Source organism: Echinicola marina (assembly GCF_020463795.1).
Taxonomy (GTDB): Bacteria; Bacteroidota; Bacteroidia; order Cytophagales; family Cyclobacteriaceae; genus Echinicola; species Echinicola marina.
This window is the reverse complement of the sequence record NZ_CP080025.1, coordinates 4562092-4579469: the sequence shown is the minus strand read 5'-3', so window position 1 is coordinate 4579469 and position 17378 is coordinate 4562092. Positions and strand designations below refer to the sequence as shown.

Sequence of the window (17378 nt, the reverse complement as noted above, 5' to 3'; positions counted from 1 at the left end):
TGTTTTTTTTATTTTGACTAAAATATGGATATTAAGGGGCAATAGTACTAAACATGGAAGATATTAAAATTCTTGCTAAGGATTTCTTTTTAGTAAGGAATGTAACAGAAATTGCCAAGGACCTTTTAGGTAAAATCATTATTTCAGAATTAGGTGGAAAGGCCACTGCAGCTAGAATCGTAGAAACAGAGGCTTATGATGGAAATGTGGATAAAGCCTGTCATGCATTTCCAAATAAACTAACGCCAAGAACGGCCGTAATGTTCAAGGAAGGAGGAAGAAGTTATGTTTATTTATGTTATGGCATGCACCATTTGCTCAATGTCGTTACACATGCGGAAGGTGATGCCAAGGCGGTACTTATAAGAGCTGTTGAGCCTATTTATGGAGAGGATATCATGCATGAGAGAAGGAAGGTGAAGCGTAAACATGATCTTACCAATGGACCTGGAAAGCTGACCAAAGCATTGGGGATTTCCTCTGAAAATAATGATTTGAGATTATATAAAAAAGAATATGGTCTTTGGTTAGGGCATAAAGAGGAAGATAAATCGGATGTTGAAATTGTCACTACCCAAAGAGTAGGGATAGACTATGCCGAAGAAGATGCCTTATTACCGTGGCGGTATTATATTAAGAATAATCCATATATCAGTAAAAAATAGATGAGTTTAGCAATTATTTCCCCGAGCAGAGATATAAGTCCTTGGTTAGAAATATTCAAAAAGGAAGCGCCGGATATTTCCTTGGAGATTTATCCGGAAATTAGGCATCCAAATGAAGTAACTGTGGCCATGGTATGGCAGCATCCTAAGGGAACTCTGGCCCAATTCAAAAATTTAAGATTAATTTGCTCAATGGGAGCCGGGGTGGATCATATTTTAGGTGACGAAAATATAGACAAATCCATTGCAATTTGTAGGATCGTGGATCCCAAACTGACTTTTTCCATGACCAATTATGTGGTGATGGGGGTGCTAAATTACCATCGTCAAATTCAACGGTTTTTGGCAGATAAGGAAAACCAGAAATGGGATATGAATCAGCCTGAACTACCCGTCAAAATCGGTGTGCTAGGAGTAGGTGAATTGGGAGGAGATGTTTTGGACAAATTGGATTATATGGGCTTTGAGGTGTTGGGTTATGGAAATAGGCCAAAGAAAAATTTTAAATTTCCGTACTTCTATGGTGATCAATTGGGAGAATTTCTCAAACAGATCAATGTATTGGTTTGTTTACTACCTTTGACACCGCAAACGGATGGGGTTTTAAATGCAGATTTATTTAGGAAGTGTAATAAAGGTACCTACTTGATCAATGTGGCGAGAGGGCAGCACCTCATAGAAGAGGATTTGATTCCTGCCATAGATGAAGGCATACTTTCTGGGGCACTATTGGATGTTTTCAGGAAGGAACCCTTACCGGAAGGACATGAGTTTTGGAGACATCCTAAAATTACTTTTACTCCACATATAGCCAGTGTAACCAATCCTAAGGCAGCGGCTCCTCAGATAATTGAGAATTATAGGAGACTGAAAGAAAATAGACCATTGGTCAATCAGATTGACCGTGAAAGAGGTTATTAATAAATAAACCCCGATTTTATATGAGTACTTTTAAAATTTTATGTCCTACAGATTTTTCGGAATGTTCTTTAAATGCTATTGAGTATGCGGCAAAAATGGCTGAAAAATACCATGCAGATTTAACCCTGTTTCATGTTCCTGATATGGATGATTACAGGAAGCTTTTCCGTAAACCAAAGGAAGAGCTTCTGGACTTTGTCCAAAAGAAGATGGATAATCTGGTCAATGAGGTACTGCTAGAATGCTCAGACAAAGGGATTAACTCATGTAAAGCGGAAATCAGGGAAGGGAAGACTGTTCCCGTGATCATTAAATATGCTGAGGAGCAAAATATTGATTTGATTATCATGGGGACAGAGGGTGTGAATGATATCAAAACCAATTTTATAGGATCTCGGTCAAGTCAGGTGATTGACCAAGCTGACCGGGATGTATTGATCGTTCCCCGCAAGGTATTCTTTAAGCCCCCAAGAAAATTTGTTTATGCAACGGACTATTTAGAGGAGGATAAGCTGGCCATTCAAAAAGTAGTGGAAATGGCTGGCCATTTTGATAGTGAAATTGATATTGTCCATGTGGGAACAAAGAATAAAATCATAGATAAAGCCTTACACCAAACCATGGTTGAAGAGATCAAGCCATTTATTCGCTACGAAAAAATGAGTTATGTATTGAAGACCTATCGTGATGAGCCTAGCTTGGGACTGGAGAATTATTTGGTCGTTGCCAAAGGGGACATTTTGGTAACTCTGAGCAAGAAAAAAAGCTGGTTTGACCAGCTTTTTACAAGTAATTTGTCAAGAAAGATGTCTTATTTTATCAATAAACCACTTCTGGTCGTCAAAAAGGTTTGATTACTTTTTATTTCCGAATTTTGATTTGATAAAATCAAAAAACTCAGTCCTTGTGTTTTTATCACCAAGAACCTTGGCAACGGTTTTCCAGTAATCTTTAAATGAAATAGACTTGTTGGCCCTTTCTTCATCCTGTTTAGAAGAAGTGATTGGCGGTGACTGGTCTTTGTGCTCTTTTTCTTTTGGTGTCGCGGTGCTTTTATATTCTTTGGGTTGATAGCCTATCAAATCATCAGCTTTTTGAAAACTGGATTTGGATTGTTTCTTGTAACCCAATTTCTCTTCAACAAGTCCTTTATTATTGTAAGAAACTGCATCTTCCGGATCTAGCTCAATGGCCTTTTCATAATCAGCAATAGCTCCTTCTAAATCTCCGGCACGGTCTTTCAGAAAAGCGCGGCTCGAGTACCTGTAAGGATTATTAGGGTCCAGATTCAGTGCCCTGTCCAATTCCTTTAAGGCATCTTCATTTCTTTTCATCAAATGAAGTACTACGGCCCTGTCACTGATATAATCCGGATTGAAATTGTCTATTTCAATAAGCAGGTCAAAATCTGTCAAGGAAGCTTCAAGTTTTCCAAGCCTGGAAAGGATTCTTCCCCTATGAAGCAGTAGAATCGGTTCCTTTGGGCTTTGCTTGATCAACTGATCGAAAATAACCAATGCCTCTTCAAATTTACCTTCTTTATAATAGGAGATACCCTGATTAATATCACTCACGATGTATTTGTTTTTTTATTTTGTTCAAAATTAATAACATTATACTTAACAGGCTATGTCATGAAGAAGTTTATTCCCTACTGAAATTCATTACATTTTTAATTGAATTTTATTCATGTGTGTTGACTTTTGTTTAATTGTTAAATATCATAGTATAATGGCTGTATATTATTTCTATCATGCCAATAATTTTTATATTTGAGTAGAAATATAGAATTATGCCAAACCAACCTGAAGCAGTTTTAAAGGAGTTGAAAAGCGGGAAATATGCTCCCGTTTATTTTTTACAGGGAGACGAGCCTTATTTTATAGATCAGATTACCAATTATATTGAAAAGCACGCTATTCCAGAACATGAAAAGGGATTTAACCAAATCATGATGTATGGTAAGGATGCTAGCATGAACCAAGTGTTGACCAATGCCAGACGGTTTCCCATGATGGCAGAACGCCAAGTAGTCATCGTCAAAGAGGCACAAAACTTACCAGACTTAGGAAAGGAAGCAGGTGACAGTCTACTGATCAATTATTTGTCCAATCCTTTGCCAAGTACCATATTGGTGTTTGCGCACAAATACAAGGTATTGGATGGAAGGAAAGCCCTAGCCAAGGATTTGGATAAGAAAGCAGTCTTGGTAAAATCTGATAAGGTCCCTGAATACAAACTATCGCCTTGGATAGATGGCTATCTGAAAAGTAAGGATTTTACCATAGAACCAAAGGCCTGTCAGATCATTGCTGAATCTATTGGTAACAATCTCGAAGTGTTGACCAATGAGATAGACAAGATGTTGATCAATTTTAGTGAACCTATTCAGATCAACAGTAATCATATCCAACAATATATCGGGATCAACAAGGATTATAATAATTTTGAGCTGACCAAAGCTTTGAGTTTTAGGGATGTATTGAAGGCCAATAAGATCATTAACCATTTTAGTCAAAACCCTAAGTCAAACCCATTGATTCCTATAATAGCCCTTTTATACCTGCATTTTTCCAGGCTGTTATTGGTGCATTCCAATAGGAAACTAGGAGAAAGGGAGCTGGCAGGTAAGCTAAAAGTCAATCCTTTTTTTATGAAAGAATATATGATTGCTTCGAAAAACTATCCAATAGGCAAGGTTATTGATAATATAGGATATTTGAAAGAAGCGGATTTACGTTCTAAGGGTATCGATGCCAATGGAATGAGTGAGGCGGAAATTCTTAAAGAACTCATATTCAAATTGATGCATTAGTTTGCGAACTTTACCATGAGAAAGACATTACTATTATTGCTGACCACCGGCTGTATTTATCAGGTCAATGCCCAATCAAGCTTATACCAATCAGGTATTGACAAGAAGATAGATGATGCCTTTGAGCTTTTTGATAAACACCAATACAGTGCTTCAAAACTGGAGTTTGAAAACCTAAAAGATGAAGATTTAAGCCCTTCACAGCGTATTGATGTAGACTATTACCACGCTGTGTCAGCTTTGAGAACAGACAATCCGGATGGCCCATCTCTTGTAGAAAACATCACCAACAATTATCCCACTGACCCCAAAGCCAATGAAGCGGCGTTTTTACTGGGTGATTATTATTTTGAAAAGCGTCATTATAAGGATGCGATTGGACATTATAATAAGGTCAATGTCGATGTGATCAGTTTGGAAGAGCGCTCCAAGGTTTATTTCAAGACAGGGTACGCTTATTTTCAGCTGAAAGATTATGCCAATGCGGCAAGGTATTTTGATCCGGTTAAGAAGATGCAGACTTCCTATACTGCTGATGGATATTACTATGGAGGTTATGTAGCCCTTCAGCAGGGAAAATATGATCAGGCCATTGCGGATTTTAAACAAGCAGACAGGTATCAAGTCTATCAAAGCAAAGTGCCTTATATGCTTTCTGAGCTTTATTACAGACAAAAGCAATATGATGAGCTGATTGCTTATGCCACACCAATAACTCAATCCAGGAACAACCTTGACCGTAAAGGCGGAATTTATCTTTTAATGGCAGAAGCCTATTTTGAAAGAAGGGATTTTACCAATGCAGCGACCTATTATGACGCTTTTACAAAAGCTGGAGGAGGAGAGATGAGCCGTGAGCAAATGTACAAGGCCGGGGTCGCACAATTCAAAGTACAGAAATATCAGGAAGCGACAAATTATTTTAAGAAGGTGGCTCTGGAAAAAGACCGGTTGGGGCAAGTTTCGAGTTATTATTTGGGACATTCCTATTTGAAGTTAAACAATCCACAATTTGCCTCTACAAGTTTTAATGCGGCTTATAAAAGTACCTATGATGCCGCCATACAAGAGGAATCGTTATTCAACTATGCTAAGCTAAGCTTGGAAAAAGGCAGTTTTCAGGAAGCAGTAAATGCTTTGGATAATTATTTAAATCAATATCCAAGGGGGGCCAATAGGGCCGAAGCAGAAAACTTGTTAAGTGATGCCTTGATCAATACCAATAATTATTTGAGGGCCATTAGCCATATAGAAGGGATGCAGGATAAGTCACCGAGGATTCGAGCGGCCTATCAGAAGGTGACCTATTTTCAAGGTGTGACTTATTATAGAAACAAGCAATATAAAAATGCCATTACCTATTTTGATAAGTCCATTAACTATCCTATAGACAAAACTATTGTTCATGAGGCTTTTTATTGGAAGGCGGAGGCTTATGCTGCAGATGGTAATCTGAATCAGGCCATCAAGTCTTATGAGCAGGTAGTCAATATGCGTTTGACTTCACTGGATCCGGCATTGATCAGAAGTTATTATGGTTTGGGTTATGCGTATTTTAATACCAAACAATATGCTAAGGCAGAAAAGCAATTCAATAATTATATCAGGCAAATTAAGAAAACTGATATCAATGGATATTATGATGATGCGCTGATCAGATTAGGTGACACTTATTATATTCAGAAGAAATTTGACGATGCCTTGAATACATTTAGAAGGGCCATCACTGAGAGGAACAAATCCGAAGATTATGCTTATTACATGGCCGGTGTGGTGCTTAATTTCCAAAACAGAAATAGAGAGGCCATTGCAGAATTGGACAAGGCCATCAGTAAATACCCTAATAGTCTATATAGGGATGATGTAATTTTCCAGAAAGCCCAGATCAATATGGAAGAGTCCAATTACCAAGCAGCCAGAAATGGTTTTTCTGCCTTGATCGATCAGAGTCCCAATAGCCCATTTGTACCTTTTGCTTTGGAAGGCAGGGCGATAGCCAATTATTCATTGAAGAATTATGATCAAACCATTAATGATTATCAAAGAATATTGAACAAATATCCTAACTCAAGTAATGCTGACGCAGCTTTGGTCGGTTTGCAGGAGGCACTTACGCTTCAGGGACGCTCTGGAGAATTTTCCAATTACCTGTCTGAATACAAGAAAGCCAATCCAAGTAATGAAAGCTTACAAAGTGTAGAGTTTGAATCTGCAAAGAACCTGTTTTTTAGCCAGTCTTATCAGCAGGCCATCCAAGCCTTTGATAACTATTTGAAAGCCTATCCTAATTCTGGGAATAAACAGGAAGCTTATTTCTTTATGGGAGATGCCTATTATCGTTCAGGTCAAAAGGAAAAAGCTTTGGTAACTTTCTATGATTTGGAAAAAATGGGAGCTTCAAGCCATAGATCCAAGGCCATTCAAAAAATTGCGGAGATTGAGCTTGAGAATAAGCAATATAGAAAAGCAATACCTTATTTCTTAAGCAGTGCAAAGGTGGCCAGGGACAGGATTGAAGAATATGAAGCTTTCAAAGGACTGATGACGGCATATTATGAGATTAGCAATTTTGATTCAGCTAGTTTCTTTGCAGACAAAGTCATTGCCTTGGGGGATATCACCACAGATGCCCAAGCCAATGCTCAGTTGATCAAAGCTAAATCCCTGATCAAAACGGGCAATACAGCAGGTGCGCAGGATGAATTAATGGCGCTGATCAATGAAAGTGAATCAATCCAAGGAGCTGAGGCCCTTTATTTATTGGCTTCATCATTGAAAGATGCAGAAAATTATACCCAATCCAATGAAACCATATTTAGCTTTTCAAATAAATATGCGGTCTATGATTATTGGTATGGTAAATGCTTCTTACTATTGGCCCAAAATTACCTTGCCTTGAATGAGAATTTCCAAGCAAAGGCCACCTTGGAGTCTATTGTTGAGAATTCTGAAAATGAGGAAATTAAGAAAGAAGCCCAAGAATTATTAGTTACGATTCAATAATTTTTGCTTGAACAAACTATTGAAATAGAGATGAATAAATCATTGATTATTATATGTTTATTGTTGATTGGTACTGCCTCTTTGAGCTTTGCCCAAGAGAATAAGGGCAATGAACGCGGTGAGGTTACCAATGCGGAATTTGTCATTAGAAAGGATCGTATTTTGAATTTGCCCACAAGGCCAAGGAATTTTGAAAGCGCACCTAATTTGCCACAGCCAGAGGGACAAGGTAACTTCAATTATGATGTGAGGGATTTCTTTTTCACTTTGGATCCGAGCATTTCTGAATTGAAGCCTTATCAAAAAAGATTTTCTTCTACTACTCAAGCCCTCAATCATGGTTTGGTAAAATTGGGTTATGGAAATTACCAGTCACCTTTGGCGGAACTTCATATTAATAATGTAGAAAGTGATTATCTCAATTTTGGTCTTTTCTTAAAACATCTGGGATTTTATGAAGGGCCAGTAGATAAGGAAAACTCAGCAGAGGATCATACCAATTTCCGTTTAAGTGCAAGTTACTTTTCTGAATTTTTCGAGGTGTTCGGTAAATTAGGCTATGATAGGGACAGGTACCATTTTTATGGATACACACCAGGCACAGAGGTTATTGCAGATGAAATTCAACAATTGTTTCATACAATTTATGGTCAAGCAGGAATTAGGAATATTGAAAAGGATGATCCAGTTAACTATGAGTTGAAATTGGGAGCAAGGCTTTTCAATGATGACTATGATGCTAGGGAGCATGAAATTAATTTTTCTGGAAAAACCTATTATAATTTCAATGATGAAACTAAGGCAGGAGTTGATCTAGCAGCCTTTTTAACTTCTCCTTCAGATATTACCTATTCAGATATAAATAGGAATTATGTGAAATTCTCGCCTTATGTGAAATATCAAAACGAGAGTTTTGAAGTTAAAGCTGGAGCTAATTTGGTAGTAGAGAATGATGTTTATGCGGATAAAGGCAATGATTTTCATATTTTTCCAAGCATTGAAGCGAGTTATAATCTCCAAGAGGAATTTGCCTTGTATGCAAGTTATATAGGTGATGTAAAGAGAAATACTTATTATGGTTTTGCTTTGGAAAATCCCTATTTGGGACCAAGCGAGCAGCTGTTAAATACCATACAGAAATTTAAGGCTGAGGGGGGAATCAGAGGTAGTGTTGAAGATGCTTTCACTTATAAGTTGGGAGTAGCCTATGGCGATTATGAAAATATGCACTTCTACGGAAACAGTATGAATGATAGCACTAGGTTCCAAATCGTTTATGATGATACCCAGGTATTAAACTATACCGGTTCACTCGGATATAGTTTTGGAAGTCAATATCAAATCAATGCTTCTGCCAATTATTATCATTATATGTTTGAGGATGATGAAAATACAGATTTCGAAACAGGAGCATGGCAAAAGCCAAAGTGGGAAATCAATGTGCATAATACGTTCACACCAGATGACAAGTGGTTAATACAAGCTGGATTGGATATGATGGGTGGGATCGACGTGATTAACTTCACTGGAGCTGATAATATAGATACGCTTAGCCCGATCATTGATTTAAATGCTAAGGTAGATTATAAAATCACTGATAGGTTTTCCGTGTTTGCCCATGGCAATAATTTATTGAACCAAAAAAATGAAAGATATTGGAATTATCAATCCCGTGGAATTCAAGGGATTGGTGGTTTGACCTTTAAGTTTTAGGTTGATTTAAAGCAAATATTTAAGCGTAATTATTACTTATGGCTTTATTGAGTAATTGCAGGTTTTATCTTAGCTTAGCAATTTAATCCACCGATAAAAAAGAATATAATGGCTAAAAAGGATCAGGATAAACATTCAAAAAGAAAAGAAGAGGATAAGGATTTTGGTTTGCCAGAAATTAAAATCACTCCTATTTCTAGCGAAGAAGAGCAACCTGAGCCTAAAGTAACGCCAGTTCCAGAGAAGAAAATAGAAAAGGAGCAAACCACGGAACCTGTAGAGAAGGAGAAGGAAACTCCTCCTGCTGCAATTCCAGTGACAAGCTCCCAAAAGGAAAAGGTGGAAGCTAAAGAAGAAAAACCTGAGCCTAAAGAAGAGAAAAATGAGGCAGTTCCGGTTGCTGCCACCAGTGCTGGAACAAGTAAATCAATCTCTGAAGAAAAGGAAGAAAAGAGTGGTAGCAGGGCCTGGATAATCATTTTACTTATTTTCTTGTTGGGTGTAATTGGTTATTCAATTTATTATTTCACAGGTGATGGAGATAGTAAAGATGTTGAATCTTATTTAACTCAAGATGCCGAACCAATTAGTCCAAGCGAACCGGAAAATGTAGAAGAAGAAGTTGTAGAAGAAGTTCCTGCGGATCCGGTTGAATCAGCACCTGAAGCACCGAGTCTCACACGAATCAGTGAAAAGGGTGACAGCCCAAGGTATTTGGTTACGGTTGGTGCATTCATCGATGGGGATTTGGCAAAGGACTTTTCAGACAGATTAAACACAAAAGGATATAACACCTATATTATACAACCAGGCTATGGTTCATCGTTTTATAAGTTGGCCATAGCGGATTTTGACAATGTGGTAGATGCCACGGCCCTGATCAACGAAGAACAGGCCAATTTTGAAGAAACTTTATGGGTTTTTAAATACTAATATGATATTACTACAGACTTTATCAACCAATGATTCGTTGGTTGCGGATTCCCTTTCCGTGATGGAAAGCAGTACTGAAAGTATTGGCCTAATGGATTTGATGATTAAAGGGGGCTATATGATGTTGCCCTTATATGCTTTATTTGTTTTGGCAATATTTATTTTTGTGGAAAGGTTGATTACCTTGAAAAAGGCAGCCCAGACACCTAAGGGAATGGTAGATCAAGTGAAGATGATGGTACAGACCGGTGATATTGGTGGGGCAAAAATGATTTGTCAGGGAGAAGATACTCCTGTGGCCAATATGATTGCCAAAGGCTTGGATAGGATAGGAAGCCCGCTCAAAAATATAGAAGTGGCCATCGAAAATGTTGGTAAGATAGAGATATATAAGCTGGAGAAAAACCTCAGCTTATTGGCTACTGTATCTGGTGCTGCGCCTATGATTGGTTTCTTGGGTACCGTGGCAGGGATGATCAGGGCGTTTATAGGTGTGGCCCAAGAAGAAGGAATGGTTTCTCCTAAATTGCTTTCGACAGGTATTTATGAGGCCATGATTACCACTGCAACTGGTTTGGTGGTCGGTATTATTGCCTATTTAGGCTATAACTATCTAGTAACAAGAGTATCGAAATTGATCCACAATATGGAATATACTACTGTGGAATTTATGGATTTATTGCAGGACAAAAAATAATATGGCACTACAATCCAAACATAAGGTAGATGCGGCGTTTAGTATGTCTTCTATGACAGATATTATATTTCTGTTGTTGATCTTCTTTATGCTTACTTCTTCCTTTATCACCCCTTCAGGATTGCCTGTAAACCTACCAAGTAGTGAGGCATCAGATATTGTGATGCAGGAAGTAACTGTTACTGTTACCAAAGACTTGAAATATTCCGTTAACGACAAAATTATCAGTCGTGAGGAAATTAAAAGTGAATTAACCAAGTTATTAAAAGGTAAGGATGGACAGGTTGTTTTGCATATTGACAAGGAAGTACCTGTGGAATACCTGGTTGAAATAGGAGGTATAGCGGCATTATTGGAAGCTAATGTTTCCATTGCTACTAAACCTTACAAATAATAAGAATGGAAGTAGAGGGTATCAATAAGGAAGAGCTGGACAGTAAAAAGAAAGCTACCATTATTACCATTATAGTTAATGTACTGGTCTTGGTGGCTATTTACTTTATTGTGGTCTGGAGACCGCCTGTGCCCCCTATGGCCCAATTTGGGCTTGAATTGAACCTTGGATTTACCGATACTGGAAGTGGTAATGAACAAACAGATACTCCGCCTTCTGAAAGTACAGAAATCAATACTGATAGTCCCGCACCGGGAAATCCTGTGGAGCAGGTAACAGAGCCTATTCAACCAGCGGTACAGCCACAGCCTGAACCTGCTACTAAGCCCAAGCCTTCTGAATCTAAAAGCAGCCTTGAAACCAAATCAAATGTGGCAAGTCCATTAAAGGGGGCTGAGAAGACTACTGAGGCGGTTAAGGAAACCAATAAGCCGGAAGAAAGTACTAAGCCTGTTACCGAACCGGTTGAAAAGAACGAAGAGAAAGTTGAAGAAAAGATTGAGGAGAAGGTAGAAGAAAAGCCTAAGATTGATCAAAGGGCTATTTTTGGCGCAGCAGGAAACAAAGGGACCAGTACTCAAGCTTCAGCAGGAAGTAATCAAGGAAATTCTACTCAAAAAGGTGATGAGGGAAATCCTGAAGGGACCATTGACGGTCGTTCCATTTTGCAGTCAGGCGGAGGTAATGCAGGAAATGGATCTGGTTATAATTTGGACCTAGCAGGCTGGGATTTTGCCAGCAAGCCTAATATTCAGGACAGGGTTTCTAACAGAAGTGGTAGAATAGTTTTTAAAATAGTAGTAGATGATAATGGTCGCATTGCCCAAGCCATACCTTTGGAATATAATGTGACCAATGAAGTATTGGCCTATTATAGAGGCGTGGTCAATAAGCTTAATTTTAAAAGAAAAAGCGGCAACCCAACCGCTGAATATTCTGAAGGGAAAATTACCTTTATTATCAAAGTAGATTAATAGAACATGAATTATCAGGAAACGTTGGACTATCTGTTCAATGCCTTGCCCATGTTCCAGCGAATTGGTGCAGCAGCCTTTAAGAAAGATCTAAGCAATACCATAAAGCTTTGTGAACATTTGGGAAATCCCCAAAATAAATTCAAATCTATACATGTGGCTGGAACCAATGGCAAGGGAAGTTCTTCTCATGCCATTGCTGCGGTATTACAGGAGTCAGGGTATAAAGTAGGGCTTTATACTTCTCCACATCTTAAGTCTTTTACGGAGAGGATCAAGATTAATGGGAAAGAAATTTCAACTGATAAGGTCGTAGAATTTGTTGCTGAACATAAAGGATATTTGGATGAATTGAAGCCAAGCTTTTTTGAAATGACTGTGGGCTTGGCATTCAAACATTTTGCTGATGAAAAGGTGGATTATGCTGTGGTGGAAGTAGGGATGGGAGGTAGGTTGGACAGCACCAATGTCCTACAACCTGAACTCTGTTTAATTACCAATATTGGCTTGGACCATACCCAGTTTTTGGGAAATACTTTAGAACAAATTGCTGTTGAAAAGGCAGGAATAATTAAGTCCAAAATACCAGTTGTAATCAGTCAAAGCCAAGAAGAAACCAAACCTGTTTTTTCAGAAATTGCCAATGAACGTTCGTCCCCAATATATTTTGCGGATGAGAATTATTTCGTTTCATTTAAAGGTTTAATTAATGATGGTTTATTATCCGAATATCAGGTTTTTAATAATAATAGGAAAAGCTTTGTTTCAATTGATCTTTTAGGCAGGTATCAGTCCAAAAACCTAGCTGGAGTTTTAATGTGTATAGAGCTATTGAGAGACCAAGGCCTTGCAATAGGGGATAAACATATCCAAAAGGGATTGGCTCATGCATCAAAAATTACAGGCTTGAAAGGGAGGTTCCAAAAATTGCAGGAAGCACCTTTGGTCTATTGTGATACTGGCCATAATGTTGATGGGATTGGGATGATTGTGTCCCAAATACTGGAAATGGATTTCCGCAAGTTGCATATGATTCTAGGTATGGTCAATGACAAGGACATTACAAAAGTGCTTGAATTGTTGCCAAAAGATGCGGATTATACTTTTTGTCAAGCTAACATCCCCAGGGCTTTAGAGGCAGAACAGTTGAAAGAACAGGCGGAAAGGCAGGGATTAAAAGGTGCCGTGATTAAAGATGTTAATAAAGCATTGGCCGAAGCGATAAAAAAAGCGGATAAAAAGGACTTAATTTTTGTGGGAGGAAGTACCTTTGTGGTCGCGGAAATTGATAATTTATAAAATGGGTAGAAATAAGCTTGCCAGGTTTAAGGCCAATGAAGAGAACCGAAACGTAGTTCAGGAGGGCAAAGAGATTTTTGAAAAGATTAAGGGAAACTGGAATAAGGAACAGTTTCAAAATGATCATCCTATAGTGGTTGAATTGGCCTGTGGAAGAGGGGAGTTTACCGTAGGATTTGCCAGACACTATCGTGAGAGGAACTTCATAGGAGTAGATATAAAAGGGTCCAGGATTTGGAAGGGCAGCACCATAGCCATAGCTGAGGGACTAGAGAATGTGGCCTTTCTCAGAACGCAAATCGAACATTTGGACAAGTTTTTCTCGGAAGGGGAAATCAGTGAGTTGTGGATTACTTTCCCTGATCCAAGACCAAGAGATGGTGATGAGAAGAAGCGCTTGACCAGTCCACGGTTTTTGGAATTGTACAAACCAATGATCAAAAAAGATGGTATCATCAATTTCAAGACAGATAATACCGGTTTATTTGATTATACGCTAGAGTTGCTGAAAGAAAGGGAGGATATAGAGATTTTGGAATTTACGCATGATTTTTACAGCTCTGAGATGAGGGATGAACATCATGGGATAAAGACGAGATATGAAGCCATGTTCAGTGCCAAAGGTGAAAAAATCAAATACCTGAAGTTTAAGTTTAATTATCAAAAGGCCTCTGAAAATCAATTCAGAGGCCTTTTTGTTGTTTTTATATTTAGTATTCAATTTCCAATGATTCCAATATATCAGCTAATTCATCAAAGTCTTTTAAGCCAGGCTTAATTTCATCTCCACCTTTCATGGCTATTCCTTTTACTTGTGTAGCTGCAATGGTTTCATCAATGCTTTCTGCTTCAAGTCCAAAACCTAATAAAACATCACATTTTGCAGATAACTCCTTGATCAATGCAATGGTTTCTTTATTCAACTTCAAGTTGGATGATTCTAGTAGCAAGGTCACCTGATTTTCTTTCAGTCCTGGAGCTTTAGCAACCAATTCTTTTAGTTCATCCAAGGTTTCAGCCCATTTGTTCCAGATTATGCTAAAAGAAGTGTTTAAAAGCATCTGTAGATGATGTTCCTCAGCGACTTGAATATAGTTTATTCCTTCATAGTTTTTTACTGTCTCCAGGATTTTGTCAGGATGTGTGTTTTCAAATTCGGCTACATATTCCAAGCCAGAAAGCCAATTGGTCATTTCTGTGAACTTTTCAGGAGAAAGGAAGTTCTTATTATTTTCCTCCAGATTAAAGCCCATTAAATTCACATACATTCCCGCACAATATCGTGCATCACTGAGATTATTGACAGTGCTTATTTTTACAAAAGTCTTAAGCGCCATTCCAAATAGGTTTTAGCAGTTGATGTTTTCTTGATTTCGGTTCAAAGATAATCAGAAAAGGGGCTTTTTCTATAGCATACTAGTCTAGCTTTGGATTTAGAAAACTGAAGTCTGCTAATTTTCGGGATAAAAATGTATTTTTGTAAACTCCCTATGCAAACTGAATGAAGAAAGTTTTACACTATTTATTGCTATTGTTTTTGGCTGCTTGTCAGGAGGATAGTCCTTCCCCATTGGAATTAGGACTTGATTATATGCCTTTGGCCGTAGACAGGTTTTGGGTATATGAAGTGACGGAAACGATATATTTTGGTGAGTCAGATATTGAATCTTCTAATTTTTTTTACAGGGATATTATCAGCAAAAGTAGTATAGATGTAGAAGGTAATCTGATTTATTTGGTAAACCGTGAGAAATCAACCAATCAGGCTGATTGGGTAAATGAGAGTGTTTATACCCTGCAATTAACCCAACAATCCCTCTTGCGCTATTCAGACAATGTGAAGGATATTCCCCTGGTTTTTCCTCCAAAAGACTTGATCAGCTGGGATGCCAATGCCTATAATCACCTTTCCAAAGACGAGTTTAATTTGGAATTGGTGAGTGCTTATGAACTGAACAATAAGACTTATCAAAGTGTGGCCAAGGTATTGCAAGAGGAGGAGGATGACCAAATTACATTTAGGGATAATCGCTATGAAGTATATGCAAAAGGAGTAGGAATGATAGAAAAATATTATGAAGTCCTTACATATTGTTCCAGAAATGACTGCCTAGGCGAACAATTAATTGATGGAGGCCGTATTACACATTTGAAACTAATCAACAATGGTCAATATTAAACGGAGAGTTTTAGTTCTTGCATGCATATTGCTGTCTGCCTCATTGGCTTTTGGGCAGGATAGGTATGTTGTAAAGTACAAATACAAACCGCAATCTGTATATAGCCTAGAAAAACCCGAAGAGTTTTTGACCCAAAAGGCACTTGACAGAAGGTCTAGGGAAGGAATATTGGCTGATAGTACTGATTTGCCTGTAGCCAAGAAATATGTGGATAAGATTGAGGAGATCGTTGAAGATGTAATTTATAATTCCAAGTGGTTCAATGCTTCCGTAGTAATAGCGACTGAGGATCAAGTGGCAGATCTGAAGGCTCTGGATTTTGTCGTAGCGGATGGAGTGGAATTAATAGCGAAGGATTTTTATTCAACTAATAGTAATGGCCGGTCAAATATTTTAAACCTTCCAGTAAATATTAAGGTCAGGACCAAGGGGAGTTCTGAAGATGATTATGCTTTTCAAAACGGAATTTTAGGTGTGCCTGATATGCATGCGGAAGGACTGACTGGAGAGGGAATAACCATTGCTGTTTTTGACGGTGGATTTTTGAATACCCCAGACATAGATGGGATGAGGCATTTGTTTGATGATGATAAGATTGTGGCTACTAAAGATTTTGTGATTCCCCATTCAGGTGATGTTTTTAGGAGTGAAACGCATGGTACCTCCGCTTTATCATTGATTGCAGCTAATGATGTGAATACACTGGTGGCAGGAGCCTATGATGCCAATTATATTTTATGTATAACAGAGGATGTTGCTTCTGAATACAGGATAGAGGAATACAATTGGGCCAGAGCCGCAGAGTATGCTGATAGTTTGGGGACGGATATCATCAGTAGTTCATTGGGCTATAATTATTTCAACGACCCGGAGATGAATTATTCAAAATTGGATCTTGATGGCGAAACCGCTGTGATCACACAAGCAGCGAATATTGCTTCAAAGAAGGGGATATTGGTAGTAACCAGTGCAGGAAATGAAGGTGGTGGGTCAGAAACCACCATTACAGCTCCTGCTGATAGTAAGGGAGTGCTGGCGATTGGTTCAGTGAGTCAGGATTTAAGCCGCTCCTCTTTCAGTTCTATTGGGCCTACAGCTGATGGCAGGATAAAACCTGATTTAATGGCTTTGGGAAGTGGAGTTCGGTTGTGGAAAGGAAGTAATGGTACCTCAACTTCCAGCGGGACTTCTTTTTCTGCCCCCCAGATTTCTGCACTTGCCGCTGGTATTTGGCAGGGAAGACCAGAATGGACGAAGGATGAATTGGTTTATTATTTATTGATGAGTGGAAGTAATTCCAATGATCCTAATTCAGAAGTGGGCTATGGTGTGCCCAATTTTGAATTGGCCTATTACGGTGAGATTTTGGAAGTGGAACTGAGTCCTGAAATATATGAAACCAAGATATACCCAAACCCGCTTGAAGGAAAGGATTTGTTTATAAAATTCGGTCATGAAGACCAATGTACCTATACTTTGATCAATGGGAGTGGTCAAGTAATAAGCAAGGATATGCTTTCCCGAACTTCCAATAAAGATCCCTACGAATTGAAAATTAATTCATTGAACAAGGGATTGTATATCATAGAATTGATTGAAGGGATATCTTCCGAAAGGCATCCTATATTAATCAGGTAATATATTGACTACCTTTTTAATAGAGCTGAAATCTTTTTTAAAGTAAAAATCTGGAATTTGTCATTTTATAAAAGCTTAGCAGATGTCTAAGTTGGTGAGGGTTTAGTTTTTGATAAAATTTTATTTTCTTTAAGCCTAATTAAATA

General features: G+C 38.2%; 15 protein-coding genes and 1 pseudogene. 14 read left to right on the top strand and 2 right to left on the bottom strand.

Features of this window, described 5'->3' with window-relative positions:
* The first annotated feature begins 53 nt into the window (after window positions 1-53).
* From KZP23_RS18535 to KZP23_RS18525, 3 genes are read left to right on the top strand one after another with little or no spacing between them, the layout of a single operon-like run.
* Window positions 54-665 carry a DNA-3-methyladenine glycosylase gene (locus KZP23_RS18535; protein ID WP_226333269.1) on the top strand — a complete coding sequence of 204 codons (612 nt, stop codon included), beginning with the start codon at window positions 54-56 and terminating at the stop codon, window positions 663-665.
* Complete coding sequence (locus KZP23_RS18530; RefSeq protein ID WP_226333268.1) at window positions 666-1586, top strand: 2-hydroxyacid dehydrogenase; 921 nt, start codon at window positions 666-668, stop codon at window positions 1584-1586.
* Between the two features lie 20 nt (window positions 1587-1606).
* Window positions 1607-2440, top strand: a complete 834-nt coding sequence (locus tag KZP23_RS18525; RefSeq protein WP_226333267.1) for a universal stress protein — start codon at window positions 1607-1609, stop codon at window positions 2438-2440.
* Here KZP23_RS18525 and KZP23_RS18520 read toward each other — a convergent pair whose 3' ends face one another.
* Window positions 2441-3160 (bottom strand): tetratricopeptide repeat protein, encoded by a 720-nt coding sequence (locus tag KZP23_RS18520; protein ID WP_226333266.1) that lies wholly within the window; start codon window positions 3158-3160, stop codon window positions 2441-2443. It lies immediately after the preceding gene.
* Window positions 3161-3378: 218 nt separating this feature from the next.
* Here KZP23_RS18520 and holA point away from each other — a divergent pair, with 218 nt between their 5' ends.
* The 9 genes and pseudogenes from holA to trmB form a co-directional block, all read left to right on the top strand.
* Complete coding sequence (holA, locus tag KZP23_RS18515; protein WP_226333265.1) at window positions 3379-4401, top strand: DNA polymerase III subunit delta; 1023 nt, start codon at window positions 3379-3381, stop codon at window positions 4399-4401.
* A 15-nt stretch (window positions 4402-4416) separates the two neighbouring features.
* The gene (locus KZP23_RS18510; protein ID WP_226333264.1) at window positions 4417-7404 is read left to right on the top strand and encodes a tetratricopeptide repeat protein; all 2988 of its coding nucleotides are present in this window, start codon (window positions 4417-4419) and stop codon (window positions 7402-7404) included.
* A gap of 30 nt (window positions 7405-7434) precedes the next feature.
* Window positions 7435-9117: a TonB-dependent receptor gene (locus KZP23_RS18505; RefSeq protein ID WP_226333263.1), complete on the top strand. Its 1683-nt coding sequence runs from the start codon at window positions 7435-7437 to the stop codon at window positions 9115-9117.
* Window positions 9118-9225: 108 nt separating this feature from the next.
* A complete protein-coding gene (locus tag KZP23_RS18500; RefSeq protein ID WP_226333262.1) occupies window positions 9226-10050 on the top strand; it encodes an SPOR domain-containing protein in 825 nt (274 codons plus the stop codon).
* Window position 10051: 1 nt separating this feature from the next.
* A complete protein-coding gene (locus KZP23_RS18495) occupies window positions 10052-10747 on the top strand; it encodes a MotA/TolQ/ExbB proton channel family protein (protein WP_226333261.1) in 696 nt (231 codons plus the stop codon).
* A gap of 1 nt (window position 10748) precedes the next feature.
* Window positions 10749-11141, top strand: a complete 393-nt coding sequence (locus KZP23_RS18490) for an ExbD/TolR family protein (RefSeq protein WP_226333260.1) — start codon at window positions 10749-10751, stop codon at window positions 11139-11141.
* A 5-nt stretch (window positions 11142-11146) separates the two neighbouring features.
* Window positions 11147-12115, top strand: coding sequence for an energy transducer TonB (locus KZP23_RS18485; protein WP_226333259.1), 969 nt, complete (start codon window positions 11147-11149; stop codon window positions 12113-12115).
* Between the two features lie 6 nt (window positions 12116-12121).
* Window positions 12122-13414, top strand: coding sequence for a bifunctional folylpolyglutamate synthase/dihydrofolate synthase (locus tag KZP23_RS18480; protein ID WP_226333258.1), 1293 nt, complete (start codon window positions 12122-12124; stop codon window positions 13412-13414).
* A gap of 1 nt (window position 13415) precedes the next feature.
* Window positions 13416-14069: pseudogene (trmB, locus tag KZP23_RS18475) on the top strand (tRNA (guanosine(46)-N7)-methyltransferase TrmB); the annotation flags it as partial.
* A gap of 55 nt (window positions 14070-14124) precedes the next feature.
* Here the strand turns inward: trmB and trpF are convergent.
* The gene (gene trpF, locus KZP23_RS18470) at window positions 14125-14751 is read right to left on the bottom strand and encodes a phosphoribosylanthranilate isomerase (protein ID WP_226333257.1); all 627 of its coding nucleotides are present in this window, start codon (window positions 14749-14751) and stop codon (window positions 14125-14127) included.
* 164 nt (window positions 14752-14915) lie between these two features.
* Here trpF and KZP23_RS18465 point away from each other — a divergent pair, with 164 nt between their 5' ends.
* Both KZP23_RS18465 and KZP23_RS18460 read left to right on the top strand, forming a co-directional pair.
* Window positions 14916-15593 (top strand): hypothetical protein, encoded by a 678-nt coding sequence (locus tag KZP23_RS18465; protein ID WP_226333256.1) that lies wholly within the window; start codon window positions 14916-14918, stop codon window positions 15591-15593.
* On the top strand, window positions 15580-17232 hold the full coding sequence (locus KZP23_RS18460; RefSeq protein WP_226333255.1) for a S8 family peptidase: 1653 nt from the start codon (window positions 15580-15582) through the stop codon (window positions 17230-17232). The genes KZP23_RS18465 and KZP23_RS18460 overlap by 14 nt, the downstream gene beginning before the upstream one ends.
* Window positions 17233-17378: the final 146 nt, after the last annotated feature.